This is a genomic window from Nonomuraea sp. NPDC050540 (genome assembly GCF_044457485.1).
GTDB lineage: Bacteria > Actinomycetota > Actinomycetes > Streptosporangiales > Streptosporangiaceae > Nonomuraea.
The window spans coordinates 762,038-778,709 of record NZ_JBITHA010000002.1 but is presented as its reverse complement, the minus strand read 5'-3'; the positions used below and the strand labels follow the sequence as shown (position 1 = coordinate 778,709).

13 protein-coding genes are annotated in these 16,672 nt (G+C 71.9%); 10 read left to right on the top strand and 3 right to left on the bottom strand.

The genetic code is table 11. From position 1 onward, the window contains the following. Positions 1–49 precede the first annotated feature (49 nt). Positions 50–550: a TetR/AcrR family transcriptional regulator gene (locus ACIBI5_RS09925; RefSeq protein WP_397103071.1), complete on the top strand. Its 501-nt coding sequence runs from the start codon at positions 50–52 to the stop codon at positions 548–550. Between the two features lie 150 nt (positions 551–700). Then, complete coding sequence (locus ACIBI5_RS09920) at positions 701–1,825, top strand: MFS transporter (RefSeq protein WP_397245103.1); 1,125 nt, start codon at positions 701–703, stop codon at positions 1,823–1,825. On the opposite strand, the gene ACIBI5_RS09915 is transcribed toward ACIBI5_RS09920, so the two are convergent. After that, positions 1,822–2,355 (bottom strand): hypothetical protein, encoded by a 534-nt coding sequence (locus tag ACIBI5_RS09915; protein WP_397245101.1) that lies wholly within the window; start codon positions 2,353–2,355, stop codon positions 1,822–1,824. The genes ACIBI5_RS09920 and ACIBI5_RS09915 overlap by 4 nt on opposite strands. Positions 2,356–2,435: 80 nt before the next feature. On the opposite strand from ACIBI5_RS09915, the gene ACIBI5_RS09910 reads away from it, so the two are divergent. After that, positions 2,436–3,119 carry a response regulator gene (locus ACIBI5_RS09910; RefSeq protein ID WP_397245099.1) on the top strand — a complete coding sequence of 228 codons (684 nt, stop codon included), beginning with the start codon at positions 2,436–2,438 and terminating at the stop codon, positions 3,117–3,119. Then, on the top strand, positions 3,106–4,911 hold the full coding sequence (locus ACIBI5_RS09905; RefSeq protein WP_397245097.1) for a sensor histidine kinase: 1,806 nt from the start codon (positions 3,106–3,108) through the stop codon (positions 4,909–4,911). Before ACIBI5_RS09910 ends, ACIBI5_RS09905 begins: the two co-directional genes overlap by 14 nt. Here the strand turns inward: ACIBI5_RS09905 and ACIBI5_RS09900 are convergent. Next, complete coding sequence (locus ACIBI5_RS09900) at positions 4,832–5,887, bottom strand: DUF695 domain-containing protein (RefSeq protein WP_397245095.1); 1,056 nt, start codon at positions 5,885–5,887, stop codon at positions 4,832–4,834. The genes ACIBI5_RS09905 and ACIBI5_RS09900 overlap by 80 nt on opposite strands. Positions 5,888–6,340: 453 nt before the next feature. On the opposite strand from ACIBI5_RS09900, the gene mnmA reads away from it, so the two are divergent. Continuing rightward, positions 6,341–7,399, top strand: coding sequence for a tRNA 2-thiouridine(34) synthase MnmA (gene mnmA, locus ACIBI5_RS09895; protein ID WP_397245093.1), 1,059 nt, complete (start codon positions 6,341–6,343; stop codon positions 7,397–7,399). Between the two features lie 387 nt (positions 7,400–7,786). Here the strand turns inward: mnmA and ACIBI5_RS09890 are convergent, their stop codons facing one another. Continuing rightward, entirely contained in the window at positions 7,787–8,419 is a 633-nt protein-coding gene (locus ACIBI5_RS09890; protein WP_397245091.1) for an MBL fold metallo-hydrolase, read from the bottom strand. Between the two features lie 28 nt (positions 8,420–8,447). Between ACIBI5_RS09890 and ACIBI5_RS09885 the strand changes: the two genes are divergently transcribed. The 5 genes from ACIBI5_RS09885 (at position 8,448) to ligA (ending at position 16,480) form a co-directional block, all read left to right on the top strand. Beyond that, positions 8,448–9,440: a methionine synthase gene (locus tag ACIBI5_RS09885; protein ID WP_397245089.1), complete on the top strand. Its 993-nt coding sequence runs from the start codon at positions 8,448–8,450 to the stop codon at positions 9,438–9,440. 14 nt (positions 9,441–9,454) lie between these two features. Beyond that, on the top strand, positions 9,455–9,874 hold the full coding sequence (locus tag ACIBI5_RS09880) for a hypothetical protein (RefSeq protein WP_397245087.1): 420 nt from the start codon (positions 9,455–9,457) through the stop codon (positions 9,872–9,874). A 116-nt stretch (positions 9,875–9,990) separates the two neighbouring features. Continuing rightward, positions 9,991–13,896, top strand: coding sequence for a hypothetical protein (locus ACIBI5_RS09875; protein ID WP_397245085.1), 3,906 nt, complete (start codon positions 9,991–9,993; stop codon positions 13,894–13,896). Positions 13,897–13,908: 12 nt separating this feature from the next. Further along, entirely contained in the window at positions 13,909–14,250 is a 342-nt protein-coding gene (locus ACIBI5_RS09870) for a hypothetical protein (RefSeq protein ID WP_397245083.1), read from the top strand. 55 nt (positions 14,251–14,305) lie between these two features. Next, positions 14,306–16,480, top strand: coding sequence for an NAD-dependent DNA ligase LigA (ligA, locus tag ACIBI5_RS09865; RefSeq protein WP_397245081.1), 2,175 nt, complete (start codon positions 14,306–14,308; stop codon positions 16,478–16,480). Positions 16,481–16,672: the final 192 nt, after the last annotated feature.

Sequence of the window (16,672 nt, the reverse complement as noted above, 5' to 3'; positions counted from 1 at the left end):
CAGGGTATCTCGCTTGCTACTGTACCGTCCGGACGGTACAGTGTCAGGTATGCGTAGAGACGAGTTGCTGGATGCCGCGGAGGGACTCCTCTGTGACCATGGCTCCGACGCGCTCACGCTGGCCGCCGTGGCCGACCGTGCGGGAGTGAGCAAGGGCGGGCTGCTCTATCACTTCAGCACCAAGGAAGCGCTGATCAAAGCGATGGCCGAACGCCTCATCGGCGACTTCGACGAGCTGATGGCGGCGCAGCCGTACGACACCTATACCAAACGCTACCTGGGCGCCACGATGGCGGCGATCCGCTCCGGCCGGCTCCGACGATGGGCCGTGGTGACCGGAGCCTCCGGGAACATGTTCCTGCTCACGCCGCTGCGTGAGGCCATGAGCCGCTGGCATTCCGAGGGCATCAGGGACGAGCCCGACCCGGTCGCCGCCCAGATCGTCCGCCTGGCCTGTGAGGGCCTGTGGGACGTAGCCAGCCACGACCCGAGCCTGCATTCGGAGGAGGAGCTCGCCGCGCTTGAGCGGCGACTGCTCGCGCTCCTCTGAGCGAAACCCTTCCTGACAAGGGGTACGGCCCGGCGGCCGTGCCCCTCTTCTTCGTGTGTGTGAAAGGAACCTGTGATGACCCGCGACCTGAGGACTGCCCGTTTCGGGGCAATCCTCACCTTTGTCCTTGCTGGCTTGATGGTGGGCACCATGACCGTGCGCATCCCCGCGCTGACCGACAAACTCGGTCTGTCCGCGGCGGAGGTGGGCGGCGTACTGCTCGCCTGGGGTCTCGGCGCGCTCGTCAGCATGCAGGCGATGCGCGGCGTCATGAGCCGCGCGGGCAGCGGGGCGGTCCTGCGGGTCGGCGGTCCCCTGACCGCGCTCTCCCTGCTCGGACTCGCCTTCGCGCCCAACCTGCCGTTGCTGCTGGTGACCGCGGTGCTGTTCGGCATGGCGTTCGGCGCGGTCGACATCGCCATGAACGCCCAGGGCTCGGCGGTCGAGCAGGCGTACGGCCGGCCGCTCATGAACAGCATGCACGCGGGCTGGTGCGTCGGCGCCATCGGCGCGGGTGTGATCGGCTCCCTGTCGATCGCTTCGGGGCTGTCGCTGACCGCCAACCTGGCGCTCATCGCCCTCGTCTCGCTGCCCGTCATGGTGTGGGTGAGCCGTTCGTACCTGGCCGACAAGCCCGTCGCGGGCTCCACGAGGGAAACCGGCAAGAAGCGCCTGCCCCCGGTCGTCTACCTGCTCGGCGCCATCATGTTCTTCGCCTTCATGGTCGAGGGCACCGTGGCCGACTGGAACGGCCTGTTCATGCGCGACTCGCTCGGCGCCCCCGAGGCGCTGGCCGCGCTCGGCTACCCGATCTTCGAGGCCGGCATGCTGCTGGCACGGCTCACCGGTGACCGCCTGCGCTCCCGCTTCGGGGTGAAGGGCCTGATGACCGCCTCCGGGCTGGCCACGGCCGCCTTCTTCGCCATCGTGCTGACCGCGGCGACGCCGATCATGGCCTTGGCCGCGATGTTCTTCGTCGGCCTCGGCGTCGCCACGATCGCACCGGTGACGATGTCCATGGCGGGAACCGCCACGGACACCCCCGGGCGCGCGATCGCCCAGGCGGGCGCGATGGGGTACGCCGGACTGCTGCTCGGTCCCGTGGTGATCGGGTTCCTGTCCGACGTGACCTCACTGCGCACCGCGCTGGGTCTGGCCGTGGTGCTCGGCCTGCTGATCGCGCTGGCCGCCCGCTTCCTGCCGCGCCCGCGCCTGCTCGCCCCCGTGAGGATGCCGGAGCGGGGCGAGGAGCGCGAGCTGGCCAGGGCCGGCTAGGAGAAGGCCTCGACGCGGGTGCGCCGCTCGATCTCCAGGCGTTCCGCCTTGCCCATCTTCGGGGTCTCGGTGTACTCCCAGCCGCCCTTCACGGCCTTCACCTTGACCCCGGCGGCGTTGAGCAGGCGTACCCACTCACGGAAGTCGGCGTCGTAGTTCCGGTTGTACCTGGGGTCCATCGCCTTGGGCATCAGCACCCGCTTGTCCGCGCAACGCTTCACCTTGGCCTCCTGGCCCTTGGCCGGGACGCCGATGCCGCCCGGCCCCACGACCGCCGGGGCCGAGGTGAACTTCACGCCCTGCGCCTTGAGGCAGCGGTTGTAGACCTCCCTCAGGCGCAGAAGCCGGGACTCGGTGTAGTCGAGCGGGAGCCGTACGCCCTTCTCCGCTTTGTCCGCGACAGGCGCGGGTGCGGGGCTCTTGGCGGGAGCGGGCGCCGGGCTGGGGGTCGCGGCGTGCGCCGCGACCATGCCGCCGCCCAGCGTGACGGCGGTGAGACCGGCGATGGCGAGTGCTTGGGTGAGCTTCATGGGCCTCACCCTGCCGCCCGCTTTTAAGGGACTTGTCAGGACGACATGGGAAACCTGTCTTGTCACATACCGTGAAGCGCATGGGGGCACATGTCTTGATCGCCGAGGATGACGAGGGCCAGGCCGAGCTGATCCGCCGCTACCTCGAACACGAGGGACACCGGGTCACCGCCGTGCACGACGGCCGCGCCGCCATTGACGCCGCCCGCGCCGCCGAGCCCGACCTGGTCATCCTCGACCTCATGCTGCCCCGGGTGGACGGCCTGGACGTCTGCCGCGTGCTGCGCGCCGAGTCCGACGTGCCGCTGCTCATGCTGACCGCCCGCAGCACCGAGGACGACCTGCTGCTCGGCCTCGACCTGGGCGCCGACGACTACATGACCAAGCCGTTCAGCCCGCGTGAGCTGATGGCGCGCGCCCGCGCCCTCCTGCGCCGCCGCGTGCGCGCCGCCTCCCCGGTGCACGCCATCGGAGACCTGCTCATCGACCCCCTCCGCCACCAGGTACGGCAGGGCGGCCGGCCCGTCGAGTGCACCCCCGGCGAGTTCCAGCTCCTGGCGGCCATGGCGGCGGAACCGGAACGGGTCTTCACCCGCCGCCAGCTCCTGGAGCACATCCACGGATTCGACCGCTACATCACCGAGCGCACGGTCGACATGCACGTGATGAACCTCCGCAAGAAGCTCGAGCCCGACCCCCGCCGCCCCGTCACCCTGCTGACCGTCTACGGCGTCGGCTACAAGCTCGTCGATGCGGCGCCGTAGCGGGCTGCGGGTCAAGCTGCTCGCCGCCTCCGTCCTCGTGGCCGTCTGCTCCGTCGCCGCGACCGCCTGGGTCGTCAGCACCCTGACCTCGGGCGCCATCCAGCAGCAGCGCGGCCAGGCACTCGCCGAGGACACCCGCGTCTACGACACCCTCCTCGCCTACGCCGCCCGCCACCCCGCGTGGAACGGCGTGGACCGGGTCGTCGCCGACCTCGCCGCCAAGACCGGCCGCAAGATCACGCTGACCACCCACGACCGCCGCCCGATCGCCGCCTCCGCCCCCGGCACCCCGCCCGCGACCCCTTCCGCCGTGGTCGACCCGCTGGCCGTGGACACCGCGCTGCTGCCCTCGGCCGGCCCCGACCGCATCGACCCCAGAGCCACCGGCCCGTTCACCCTGCGCACCGCCGAGGTACGCGCGCTGCGCCGGCTCGCCCAGCTGCGCGTGGAGTGCCTGCGCCGCACCGGGTTCGACGCCAAGGCGGTGACCAGCCCGTCCGGCCGTCCTGACGTCGAGGTGGAAGGCACAGAACCCACCCCGGTCCGGGACGCGTGCACCAAGTACGAGCTCACCCGCTCCACCCGCACCGAGGCCAAGGCCCTGCGCCAGCTCAACTCCCTGGTCAACGCCTGCCTGAACCGCGAAGGCCGCGACCCCGTCAAGCTCTCCCGCGACCTCACCTGGACCTGGACCCGCCCCGCGGTCGTCGGCGGCCCCGTCGCCGAAGGCGTCAACGGCTGCCTCGACACCAGCCGCCGCGAGCAACTGCGCTCCCACGTGGCCCCCGCGGCCTGGCTGTTCATCGAGTCGGCGCCCACCGCCCCCGCCCTGAACCTCTCGCCGGGGAACACCGCCCGCATCGCCGCCGTGGCCGCCGCCATCCTGGTGCTGAGCGCCGCCATCAGCTTCTACCTGGCCACCCGCGTCATCCACCCGCTACGCGCCCTGACCGCCGCCGTCCACCGCATGCGCGAGGACGGCGCCGCCAAGGTCAGCGTGTCGGCGGGCGGCGAACTCGGCGACCTCGCCGCGGCCTTCAACGAGATGGCCGAGCACCGGCTCCGCCTGGAGGCGCTGCGCAAGGACATGGTCAGCGACGTCGCCCACGAACTGCGCACCCCGCTCAGCAACATCCGCGGCTGGCTGGAGGCGGTGGAAGACGGCGTCGCCCCCCTGGACACGCGGCGCCTGCTCAAGGAGTCGCTCCTGCTGCAACACATCATCGACGACCTGCAGGACCTGTCGATCGCCGACGCGGGCAGGCTCCGCCTCCACCCCGAGCCCGCCGACCTGCGCGACCTGCTCGACCAGGTGGCCGCCGCCCACCCCGCGCCCGGCCTCACCCTGACCGTCACCGCCGCCCCCGGCCTCACCCTCGAAGCCGACCCGGTACGGCTGCGCCAAGCCGTGGGCAACCTGGTCACCAACGCCATCCGCCACACCCCGCCCGGCGGCCACATCGCGCTGACCGGCCGCCCGCTCGGCGATCAGATGGCGATCGAGGTGGCCGACACCGGCACCGGCATCGCCCCCGAAGATCTGCCCCACGTCTTCGACCGCTTCTGGCGGGCCGACCGCTCCCGCAGCAGAAAGGGCGGCGGCAGCGGACTCGGCCTGGCCATCGTCCGCAGCATCGTCACCGCCCACGGCGGCACGGTGACGGCCGCCGGCGCCCCGGGAGAGGGCACCGTCTTCACCGTCACCCTGCCGCTCAGGACAGGAACGGCGCCACCGACACCCAGGCGGGATCGGAGTCGACGTCCACCACCGGATCGCCCTCCTGCCAGCTGACGATGAGCTCCTTGGCGTGGATGGCCGCCTCGCCCGTCGGGTCCGCGTACAGGTGGATCACCCGGTGACCCTCGGCGCTCAGGTGCGCCGCCAGGATCGCGTCGGCGTGGAGCTTGGTCAGGCGGGCGGCCAGCCGTTCCTCGAAGTCGCGCAGCGCGATGAGCGAGTCGCCGACCGGCAGGCCGTTCTCGTCGCGGTGGGAGTAGGGGAGCGTGATCTGGATGTGCTGGTCGAACATCGGATGGTCGACGGGCCGCAGCGGATACCGCGTCGTGGCGACCAGCGGCGCGCCACCCGCCGTCTGCCCCTCCAGCAGCGCCCACTGCTCCTCGTCATACCCCGAGGCCACGTCGTCGACGACGGCCCGCAGATGAGCCGCCGAGACGGCGTCGATCGGCTCGAACGTCGCCGCGGTGATCTCACCGATCCAGCGGGCCACATCGTCCTCGCCGAGCAGCCAGTCGAGCGCCAGCAGCGCCGCCTCCATGCGCGTCTCGTCGTCAAGATCGCTGAACACCGGGTGGTAGGCGGCCACGTCGATCCGCGCCGATCCGCGCGGCACGCGCAGCCCCAGCATCAGCTCCTCCAGCGCGAACTCCTTGCCGCCCACATCCAGCGTCAGCTCCAGCGCCAGCGGATTGGCCTGCCGCGACGGATGGAACTCCCACAGCAGATCCGCCGGCGGCGCCGCCTTGGCCCACCGGTGCGCCAGCGACCGCAGCTCGGCGTCCCCGGCAGCGGTCACGACCAGCGCGTGGGCCGCACCCCGGCCCGGCGCGATCTCGTACACGAGCCCCGGATGCACCGCCGCGACGGCCGGCTCCAGCGCCTCGGCCAGCCGCTCCGGCTCCTCGGCCGCCACCATGCCGTCCAGCTGTGGCCGCGTCCGCTCCCACCACACCCAGAAGTCGGCAATGAGATCACCGGGCATGACCGGCTCCTGGTCCTCGTCGTCCTTGCGCCCGAACAGTCGCATAACCCGTCATTCTCTCAGAGCCCCCGCACCCCTTCCTCCGTCTCTTCTCTCTTCGTGGCAGCGTCCGCCCCTCTCACGGCGCGTTCCGCGGTGCCCTTCTCACGGCGCGCTTCCCGTTACGGCCGCCTTTCCGTTAGGGCCGCCTTTCCGTTACGGCAAGCCGCCCCACCGCCACCCGCCGTCGTGCGCGGGCGCCGATCGTGGGGATCGCTTCTCACGTCGGACGTGGTCCCCACCGCAACGGCCTCCGTTGGCCCTGTTGGCCCGCTTGCAGGGTCCCGCTTGTGGGCTCCGTTGGCTCGCTCGCACGGTCGCCTTGTCTGCCGGGTCTTTGTCCGTCGCCCCGGGTGGGGACGTCGTGGGCTGGTGGGTCTGGTCTTGGGTCTGGGGTGTCTGTCCTTGGGGTGGGAGGGGAAAAGGGTGGCGTGGTTGAGCGGGTACGCTGGTTGGGTCATGGGACTTCGTGTGCTTGCCGCCATGTCGGGCGGCGTCGACTCTGCCGTGGCCGCTGCCCGGATCGCCGAGGCCGGTCATGATGTCACCGGTGTGCATCTGGCTCTGTCGGCCAACCCTCAATCGCACCGTACCGGCGCGCGTGGGTGTTGCACGGTCGAGGACTCCCGCGACGCCCGCCGGGCCGCGGACGTGATCGGGATTCCGTTCTACATCTGGGACATGGCCGAGCGTTTCCAGCGGGACGTGGTCGAGGACTTCGTGGCCGAGTACGCCGCGGGACGCACGCCGAACCCGTGCCTGCGGTGCAACGAGAAGATCAAGTTCGAGGCGGTGCTGGATCGGGCGCTGGCGCTGGGGTTCGACGCGGTGGCCACCGGGCATCACGCGAAGCTGGCCGACGGGGTGCTGTCCAGGAGCCCGGACATGGCCAAGGACCAGTCGTACGTGCTCGGCGTGCTCACCCGCGAGCAGCTCAGCCACGCGATCTTCCCGCTCGGCGACTCCACCAAGGCGCAGGTGCGCGAGGAGGCCGCCCGCCGCGGCCTGACCGTGGCCGACAAGCCCGACAGCCACGACATCTGCTTCATCGCCGACGGCGACACCCGCGGCTTCCTGGCCAAGCGCCTCGGCTCCGAGCCTGGCCGCATCCTCGACCAGGACGGCGAGGTGGTGGGCGCCCACCAAGGGGCGCACGGGTTCACGGTCGGCCAGCGCAAGGGCCTGCACATCGACCGCCCCGCCCCCGACGGCCGCCCCCGCTACGTGTTGTCGATCGAGCCGGTCTCCAACACCGTGACGGTGGGCCCGCGCGCGGCGCTCGAGGTCACGAGGATCCACTGCGTCCGGCCTCTCTGGAACGGCCCCGCCGCCACCGGCCCGGTCACGGTCCAGCTCCGCGCCCACGGCGAGGTCTACGACTGCCACTACGAGCAGACCGGCGACGACCTCCACATCACGCTGGCCCGCCCGGCCACGGGCGTGGCCGGCGGCCAGGCCGCCGTCCTGTACACGGGCGACACGGTCATAGGCTCCGCCACCATCACCTCCTCCTCCTAACCCCACCCCCGCCTCACCCCAAACACACGCCTCCGCCCTGCGCATTCGGGCGCGCACCTCACCCTGCCCCGCTCACGTACGCGTCGGTCTGCGCTCCCAGCCGCGTGGCCATCGTGTGGGTGAGGAGGGGTGGGCCCCCGGAAGCGTGCCTTCGAGCCGGTGATTGACCACGGGAGCTGGTCAAGGGGGCCGTTGCGGTGGGGACCACGTCCGACGTGAGAAGCGATCCCCCCGACCTGCGTCAGCCCACGACGGCGGGTGGCGGTGGGGCGGCTTGCCGTAACGGATAGGCGCCCTTAAGAAGGCAACGCGACGGGCAGGCGCCTTTGAGAAGGCAACGCGACGGGCAGGCGCCCGTATGAAGGCAACGCGACGGACAGGGACGGGTCAGGAGAGGGTCGTTGGGGAGCGGAGGGGGAGGCGGCGGATGTCGGCGCCCTGGCGGTCGGCTTCCATTTTGAGCCAGTTGTCGACCAAGGTCAGGCCCACCTCGCTGTACAGCGCGTCGTGCGTCGAGTACGCGCGCGCCGGGCGGATCGTGCGCAGGTACTCCACCATCTCCGACAGCTTCAACCATGGCGCCCCGGTAGGCACCAGCAGTGTTCCCACCCGCGCCTCGGGCACCGTCAGCGCGTCCCCGGGGTAGAAGAGCTCTTCGTCCACCAGGAACCCGACGTTGTTGGCGATCGGCATGTCGGGGTGGTTGGCGGCGTGCCATTCGCCGTGGGTGCTCACGGTGAATCCGGCGGTGGTGAAGGTGTCGCCGTGCTTCACCGTCTGGATCTTCATGGGCGCGTCGGTCAGGGCGGCGGCCACTTCCGCGCAGGTCCAGACCTCGATGTCGGGGGAGGCGGCCTTCAGGCGCTCGGTGTCGAGATGGTCGAAGTGGGCGTGGGTGATGAGGACGGCGTCGGCGTCGTCCAGGACCGGGTCCTCGGTGAAGACGCCCGGGTCGATGATCAGGACCTTTCCGTCCTTCTCCAGCCGCACGCACGCGTGTCCGTACTTGGTGAGCTCCATGGTCCCCACGATAACTAGGCTGGGGGCCATGACTGCGTGGGAGGCTACCGGGGTTGGTTCGCATCCGGGTGAAGATCATCTGGAGGCGCTGCGTGTGGTGTTCGGTGAGGTGCCCGGGTTGCCTTATCTGCCGGAGCTTCCGGGCAGGGGCGTGGGCGCGGACATGGTCGGGCGGACGGCCTCGATGCTCGTCGATCTGGCGGTCGAGGTGCAGCCGTCGGGCTGGCGGCTGACGGACCGGCCCGGACGTGATCACCACCGCGCGGCCGACCACCTGCGCCGTGACCTCGACGGGCTGGAAGAGCTGGGGCAGGGGTTCGAGGGGCCGTTCAAGGTGCAGGGGTGCGGGCCGTGGACGCTGGCCGCCACGATCGAGCTGCGCCACGGCGACAAGATGTTGTCCGACGCCGGGGCGGTGCGGGATCTGACCGCTTCTCTCGCCCAGGGAGTTCAGGAGCATCTGGCCGAGGTCAGGAAGCGGCTGCCCGGGGTGAGCGAGGTGGTGCTCCAGCTCGACGAGCCCGGACTGCCCGGCGTGCTGAGGGGCACGGTGCCGACGGCCTCGGGGTTCGGGCGGCTGGCCGCGGTCGAGGAATGGCGGGTGGAGGAGTCGCTGAAGGGGTTCGAGGCGCCGCTGGTGCACTGTTGCGCGCCGGGTGTGCCCTTCGGCCTGCTGCGGCGGGCCGGGGTGCGCGGGGTCTCCATGGACGCCTCGCTGCTGCGGCGGCGCGACGACGACGCGATCGGCGAGGCCGTCGAGGCCGGGCTGGTGTTCCTGCTGGGCGTGGTGCCGGGCACGGACGCGCCGCTGCCGGACGTCGGTGCGGTGGCCGGTCCGGCGGTGGAGATGTGGCGGCGGCTCGGGTTCGCGCCGGGTGATCTGGCCGACCGGGTCACGCTCACGCCCGCGTGCGGGCTGGCCGGGGCCTCTCCCCGGTACGCGCGGGCGGCGCTGCGCGCCTGCCACAAGGCGGCGGAGGTGCTGCGGGATGATCCTGCAAGCGGGATGCAAGGCGCCTGACTAGCCTCGGAATCATGATTTTTCGCACCATGGCCGTCGGCGCGACCCTCCTCTTCGCGTCGGCGACGCTGGCGGCGCCAGCCATGGCCTCGGCCAACCCCGAGACCTGGAGCTGGGGCTCCATCTATTCCGCTGACCGCGCGGGCAAGGCCAAGGGCAAGGTCGTCCTCGACCGGCCCGGCTTCACCGTCTCCGGCAAGCTCTACGACTTCCCCGGCAAGAAGGGATGTTCCTGGCTGAAGTTCCGCTGGACCAAGGAGAGCGGCGGCCAGGGCAAGAAGACCTACAGGAACTGCTCGGGCACCAAGCCGCTGGCGTTCTCCCTGAGCACCGGCTACATGCTCTCCATCGAGGGCAAGGTCTGCCGCGGCACCGCCACCAAGATCACCGGAAGGTGCTCCGGCTGGGACGGCGTCTGGGCCCAAGGCGGCTGAGGCCCGGGGCCCAGTCTGGGGCCCAATGCCCAGTCTGGGGCCCAAGGCTGAGACCCCAGGTGGCTGAGTAGGGCCCTACCCATGGCGCGATCGCGAGATTGTGCTGAACTCGATGCGTGAGAGCCGGTGACTTCGCGGGCGCCAGCGCGCTGCTGATCGGCACGGGCACGCATCGTCCAGAATCCGACCTGCCGGACCTCCCCGCGGTCGCTCGTACCCTCCACGACCTGCGTGCGGTGTTGCTGGAGACGTGCGGGCTGGCCGACGTCCGGGTCGGGCTCGATCTGGCGAGTCCGCTGGAGCTGGGCGCCGCCGTCTCCCAGGCGGCGGCCGCCGCGGGCGGCCCGCTGATCGTGTATTACGTGGGCCACGGCCTTGTCAGCCGTCGTGGCTCGCTTCATCTCGCCGCCGGTGTCACCCGTTCCGGGCCGCTCCACCTGGAACACACGGCTCTGCCGTATGACACCGTGCGGCGCTACCTCCTCGACAACGTGGACGCGCCGGTCGCGGTGGTCCTCGACTGCTGCTTCTCCGGCCGGGCCATCGAGGGCATGTCCGCGCTCGACGAGGTGGCCGGGCTCACCGAGATCACCGGCGCGTACGTGCTGACCTCGGCCGGGCGCAGCGAGCCCTCCTTCGCCCCGGAGGGCGCCAGGTACACGGCCTTCTCCGGGGCCTTGCTGCGCCTGCTGCGGGAGGGGGATCCGGGCGGCCCGCCGTACCTGACGCTGCAGCACGTCCACCGGCATCTGAGCCGCACGCTGCCCGCGGCCGGGTTTCCGCGCCCGCGCGCCCGCTCCACCGGCCGCGTGGGCGAGCTCGCGCTCGCCCGCAACCCCGCCCACGGGCTTTCTCCCGACGGTGTACGGCTGTCGCCGTCCAGCCTGCCGGAGGGCGCGCCCTACAAGGGCCTGGCCGCGTTCGGCGAGACGGACGCGGCGCTGTTCTTCGGCCGGGACCGCCTGGTCGCCGAGTTGGTCAGGCGGCTGGCCGAACGCGAGGCCGACCCGGCGCCGCTGATCGTCACCGGGCCGTCGGGGTCGGGCAAGTCCTCGCTGCTGCGCGCGGGCCTGGTCCCGGCGCTGCGCCAGGGCGCGATGGGCGGCCCGCGCTCCGCCGCGGTGATCAGGCCGGGCGACCCCCTGCCGGGCGACGTGGACGTGCTGATCGTCGACCAGTTCGAGGAGGACCTGGACGCCGCCGCGCGCGTCTGCGCCCGTCCCGGCCTGACCGTGCTGGCGGTCCGCGCCGACTTCCTCGGCCGCTGCGCCGAGCACCCGGCCCTGCGCACCGCGCTGGAACGCGGCCAGGTCGTGGTCGGCGCGATGACCGAGGACGAGTTACGCGCCGCCGTCGAACGCCCCGCCGCGGCGGCCGGGCTGACGTTGGAGCCGGGTCTGGCCGAGCTGCTGCTGCGCGACCTCGGCCAGGAGCCGGGACGGCTGCCGCTGCTCTCCCACGCGCTGCTGACCACCTGGCAGCAGCGGCGCAGAACCGTCCTGACCGTGGCCGGATACCGCCAGACCGGCGGCATCCACGGCGCGCTCGCCGCCACCGCCGACGACGTGCTGGCCTCGCTGCCCGATCCCGGCCGCGCGAAGGCGCTGTTCCTGCGGCTGGTGCACGTCGGCGACGGCACCGACGACACCCGCCGCCGCCTCACCCGCGACCAGCTCGCCCTGGAACTGCCCGCCGCTGAGCTGCCCGCCGAGGAGGCGATCGCCGCGTTCGCCGCCGACGACGCCCGCCTGCTCACGCTGGACGGCGAGCACGTCACGATCACCCACGAGGCGCTGCTGACCGCCTGGCCGGCGCTGCGCGACTGGATCGAGAACGACCGGGCCGCGCTCCTGGTCGAGCAGCGCCTGGTCGAGGCGGCCCGCGCGTGGGAGGGCGACGCGGCGGGACTGTATCGGGGCTCGCGGCTGGAGCTGGCCCGCGAATGGGCGGCGGGGCGGCGGCCCGGACCGCTGGTGGCCCGGTTCCTGGCCGCCTCGCAGGCGCTGGCCAGGCGGCGGGCCCGGCTGCGGGTGGCGCTGGTGTCCGTGCTGAGCGGGCTGCTCGTGGTGTCGCTGATCGCTTCCGCGGCGGCCGTACTCAAATATCAGGACGCCGAGCGCGAGCGCCGCACGGCCGCCGCGCGCGCGAAGGTCTTCCAGGCCGACGTCGTACGGCAGGCCGACCCACCCGCCGCCCTCCGCCTCGGCATCGAGGCGGTCAGAACCGACGCCGGAACCGTGACGGAGTCCGCCCTCGCCGCCGACGCGCTCAGCATGGCCTACCGCGCCCGCCTGACCGGGTTCACCGCCTCGGTCAACGCGGTCGCCGTCAGCCCGGACGGCGCCAGGGCCCTGACCGGCGACTTCCAGGGCGCACTCCATCTCTGGGACCTGGACAAACGCACCAGGCTCGCCACCTTGCCCGCCACCGGCAAGGGCTCGGTCTACGCGGCCCGCTTCGGCCCGGACGGCCGGGCGGTGGTGTCCTGGCGTGAGACGGCGCCGGAGATCTGGGACCTGACCGGCCCGTCGCCCCGGCTGGAGGCGGTTCTGGGCGATCCCGGCCACCACGCGGAGTTCTACGCGGGCGGCGACCGGGTGGCCGTGGCCACGGACCGGGGCGTGCAGTTGTGGGACGTGCGCGGCACGCCGGAGATGCTCTCCCACTTCGGCCCTCCGGTCACCGACCTGGCCGTGGCCGGTGAGGTGCTGGTGGCGTCCGACGGGTCCGGCGCGGGGCGCGTCTGGCGCCTGGGCGCCGGAACCTCGGAGCCGCTGCCCGTGCCGGAGACGGAGAGCAACCCGAGCCTCGGCGTCGCGTTGCGCGCGGACGGCGACCTGGCCGTGGTGGGCGAGCGCGTCTGGGACGTACGCGGCCGGCCCGAGCTGGTCGGCTACCTGACCGGGCACGAGGGCTTCGTCGGCGACGTCGCCTTCGCGCCGGACGGCACCATGCTGGCCACCGCCGGCGACGACTACTCGGTCATCGTCTGGGACCTGGCCGACCCGCGCTTCCCGCAGATCAGGACCCGGCTGGCCGGGCACACCGCCGAGGTGACCGCGGTCGGGTTCGGACCCGGCGGGCGGCTGCTCACGGGCGGCGGCGACACCAGCGCCATCCTCTGGCGCTACGCCGACCCGCCCGGCAGGAAGGTCCTGCCCGGCACGGCGGACCAGATCGCGGTGGGCGGGCCGATGAAGCTGACCCACGACCGTGAAGGCGCCACCCTCTGGGGCCCGGGGGGCGAGGTGGCGAGGCTTCCGGAGGCGACGGCGGTGGCGCTGAGCGCGGACGGGACCACGGCTCTGGTCGGCGGCGAGTCCGGCGCGACGCTGCGCCGTCCGGCCGGATCGCTGACGCTGGCCGCGGGGATGCGGCTGCGCTCGGTCGCGCTCAGCCCCGACGGCCGCCTGGCCCTGATGAGCGGGCCCGGCGGGGTGGTCCTGTGGTCGGCGGCGACCGGGCTGGAGAGCCGCCTGCCCGGGACGGGCGCCGCCTCCGTGGTCGCGCTGGGCGACGGGTTCGGGGTCGTGGGCGGGACGGACGGGCGGCTGGCGCTGTGGGATCTGCGTGATCCCGTACGGCCCCGCCGTACCGCCACCGGTGCGGGGCACTCCGGTGACGTGCGGGCGCTGGCCGTACGCGGGGACGTGGTGGTGAGCGGCGGCGAGGACAGGAAGGCGGTGCTGTGGGAGGTGAGCGGGGGCACGCGACTGGACGCGGCGGGCTCGATGGGCGGGCACGGCGGCCCGGTCCACGAGGTGGCGATCAGCCCCGACGGCCGCGTCGCCGCGACGGCCGCCCTGGACGAGACGGTCGCCGTCTGGCTCATCCGGGACCGTTCCGGACCCCGCCGCGTGCACACGCTGTCCAGGGCCGGGGAAGGGGTCGCCTTTGGGCCTGGCACGTACGCGATGGTCGCAAGTAGCGTCCAAAGCGGGGTTGTCGAATGGGATTTCCGCTATTTGGCCGATGTGATCGACCAGCCGTTGATCGCGGCCTGCGCACTGACCACGTGTTAGGAGAGGCGGGAAATGGTGGAGAGCAGCAGCAGAACGGTGCCCCTTCCGTCGCCTTCTCACCGGGCCGACGCGACACTCAAGATCAGCCCCAGGAGAAAAGGGTTCAAGAGGTACCGCGTCCGCTACTCCCTGGAGGACGGCGGACCCGGGTGGGACACGCGGCTGACCATCTACTACAGGACCGAGGGCGGCGGCCGGGGCAGTCGTGAGATCTACAATCCCGGGCCCGGTACGGACACCGGCACGATCGTCATCAACACCAGCCGGAAGATCACCGAGATGGGCGCGAAAGTCGAGCGGATCAATTCGCACGAGACAGGGGTGCGCGGCAGGGACCCCAATGTCTTTTCCTGACCGCCGCTCCCTTGGATAGCGTTCTCTCTGAACGTTGAACGAGGGGAGTACGGGGATGACCGCCGAAGCGCCGGGCGATGCCCGTAAGAGGCACGCGGAAGTGAGCGAACTGGTCGAAGAAGCTCGCTGGCGGTATTACGTGCTCGACGATCCGACGGTGAGCGACGCCCAGTTCGACGAGTGGTTTCGTGAACTGCTCTCGCTGGAGGAGATCGACCCCACGCTGCGCACGCCCGACTCGCCCACGCAGAAGGTGGGCGCGCCGCCGTCGGGCGATTTCGCCAAGGTGCAGCACATCGCGCGGATGGAGAGCCTGGACAACGCCTTCAACGAGGCCGACATGGCCGCTTGGAGCGCGCGGGCGGAACGGCTGGCCGAGGGGGACGCGGGGCCGTACCTGTGCGAGCTGAAGATCGACGGGCTGGCGATCGCGCTGGTCTACCGGGACGGGAAGCTGGAGCGCGGAGCGACCCGCGGCGACGGGCGCACAGGTGACGACGTGACCCCGAACGTGCGCACGATCCAGGGGGTGCCGCACCGGCTCCGGGGCGACGACATTCCGTCGCTGGTGGAGGTACGCGGCGAGGTGTACATCCCGGTGGCCGACTTCGCCCAGCTCAACGAGCAGCTGGGCGCGGAGGGCAAGCCGCTGTTCGCCAACCCGCGCAACGCGGCGGCGGGCACGCTGCGGCAGAAGGACCCGCGCGTCACCGCCCAGCGCCCGCTGCGCATGATCGTGCACGGGATCGGGGTCTGGGAGGGCGCCGAGGAGCCGAAGGCGCAGTCGGACGTCTACGACCGGCTGCGGGCCTTCGGGCTGCCGGTCTCCGACCTGTACCAGGTGGTGGCCGGTCTCACCGAGGTCAACGCCTTCATCGAGCACTACCGGGTGCACCGGCACGACCCGGCGTACGAGATCGACGGCGTCGTGGTGAAGGTCGACGCCTTCCGCACCCAGCGTGAGCTGGGCTCGACCTCGCGGGCGCCGCGCTGGGCGATCGCCTACAAGTATCCGCCCGAGGAGGTCAACACCAAGCTGCTCGACATCCACGTGGGCGTCGGCAGGACCGGGCGGGTCACGCCGTTCGCGGTCATGGAGCCGATCGTGGTGGCCGGATCGACGGTGGAACGGGCAACGCTGCACAACGCGGCGGTGGTGAAGGCCAAGGGCGTGCTCATCGGCGACACCGTGGTGCTGCGCAAGGCCGGAGACGTCATCCCCGAGATCGTCGGGCCGGTGCTCGCCCTGCGCGACGGCGGCGAGCGCGAGTTCACGATGCCGGCGCACTGCCCGGCCTGCGGCACCGCGCTGGCCTACGAGAAGGAGGGCGACGCCGACCTGCGCTGCCCGAACGCCCAGCACTGCCCGGCGCAGCTGCGCGAGCGAGTCTTCTTCGCCGCTCGCCGCAACGCCCTCGACATCGGCGGCCTGGGGTACGTTGCCGCGACGGCGCTCACCCAGCCGGTGGCCGGGCAGGAGCCGGTGCTGCGTACCGAGGCCGACCTGTTCGACCTGACGCTCGACAAGCTGATCCCGATCCGCTCGATCGTCCGCGACCAGGACACCGGCGTGCCCAAGATCGACGAGAAGACCGGCGAGCCCAAGGTCGTCTCGCTGTTCTCCAACGCCAACGGTGAGCCGTCGATGGCCGCGCTCAGCCTGCGCGAGCAGCTGGAGGCGGCCAAGGACAAGGAGCTGTGGCGGGTGCTGGTGGCGTTGTCGATCCGGCACGTGGGGCCGCCGACGGCGCGCGCGCTGGCTTCGGCGATGCGCTCGATCGACGCCATCATGAACGCCTCGGTGGACGAGCTGGCCGCGATCAAGGACATCGGGCCCAACATGGCCGCCACGATCAAGGAGTGGTTCGAGGTCGGCTGGCACCGCGAGATCGTCGAGCGGTGGCGGGCGGCGGGCGTGCGCATGGAGGACGACGAGCCCGCGCGGGCGACCGCCCCGCAGACGCTGGAGGGGCTGACGCTCGTGGTCACCGGAACGCTGGAGGGCCACACCCGCGACTCGGCCGCGCGGGAGATCGAGTCGCGCGGCGGCAAGGTGGCCGGTTCGGTCTCCAAGAAGACCGCGTTCGTGGTGGTGGGGGAGAACGCCGGGTCGAAGTACGACAAGGCGGTGTCGCTCGGCGTGCCCGTCCTGGACGAGCGGGGCTTCGGCGTGCTGCTGGAGCAGGGGCCGGAGGCGGCCGCGGCGGTCGCGGTCGAGCCTGAGCCGTAAAAGATCCTGGAGCCCTTGGTCGCGGCGGGCATCGCGCGAGGTCGGGGGCCGTATGGGGTTCTAGAAGTAGGTTCTGGCCAGGTCAGAATGTGAAGGAATGTCGGAAAGGCGAAGTGACGGAACGTACGCGCTTGGTTTCGCGAAGTGGGGTTAAGGTCGTACCCTCCCATAGTGACCTAATGGGGGTTCTGT

Bases quoted from the DNA above. Each gene is read 5' to 3' on its own strand.
- ACIBI5_RS09925 (WP_397103071.1), top strand. From the start codon at position 50: ATGCGTAGAGACGAGTTGCTGGATGCCGCGGAGGGACTCCTCTGTGAC.
- ACIBI5_RS09920 (WP_397245103.1), top strand. From the start codon at position 701: ATGACCGTGCGCATCCCCGCGCTGACCGACAAACTCGGTCTGTCCGCG.
- ACIBI5_RS09915 (WP_397245101.1), bottom strand. From the start codon at position 2,355: ATGAAGCTCACCCAAGCACTCGCCATCGCCGGTCTCACCGCCGTCACG.
- ACIBI5_RS09910 (WP_397245099.1), top strand. From the start codon at position 2,436: ATGGGGGCACATGTCTTGATCGCCGAGGATGACGAGGGCCAGGCCGAG.
- ACIBI5_RS09905 (WP_397245097.1), top strand. From the start codon at position 3,106: ATGCGGCGCCGTAGCGGGCTGCGGGTCAAGCTGCTCGCCGCCTCCGTC.
- ACIBI5_RS09900 (WP_397245095.1), bottom strand. From the start codon at position 5,887: ATGCGACTGTTCGGGCGCAAGGACGACGAGGACCAGGAGCCGGTCATG.
- mnmA (WP_397245093.1), top strand. From the start codon at position 6,341: ATGGGACTTCGTGTGCTTGCCGCCATGTCGGGCGGCGTCGACTCTGCC.
- ACIBI5_RS09890 (WP_397245091.1), bottom strand. From the start codon at position 8,419: ATGGAGCTCACCAAGTACGGACACGCGTGCGTGCGGCTGGAGAAGGAC.
- ACIBI5_RS09885 (WP_397245089.1), top strand. From the start codon at position 8,448: ATGACTGCGTGGGAGGCTACCGGGGTTGGTTCGCATCCGGGTGAAGAT.
- ACIBI5_RS09880 (WP_397245087.1), top strand. From the start codon at position 9,455: ATGATTTTTCGCACCATGGCCGTCGGCGCGACCCTCCTCTTCGCGTCG.
- ACIBI5_RS09870 (WP_397245083.1), top strand. From the start codon at position 13,909: ATGGTGGAGAGCAGCAGCAGAACGGTGCCCCTTCCGTCGCCTTCTCAC.
- ligA (WP_397245081.1), top strand. From the start codon at position 14,306: ATGACCGCCGAAGCGCCGGGCGATGCCCGTAAGAGGCACGCGGAAGTG.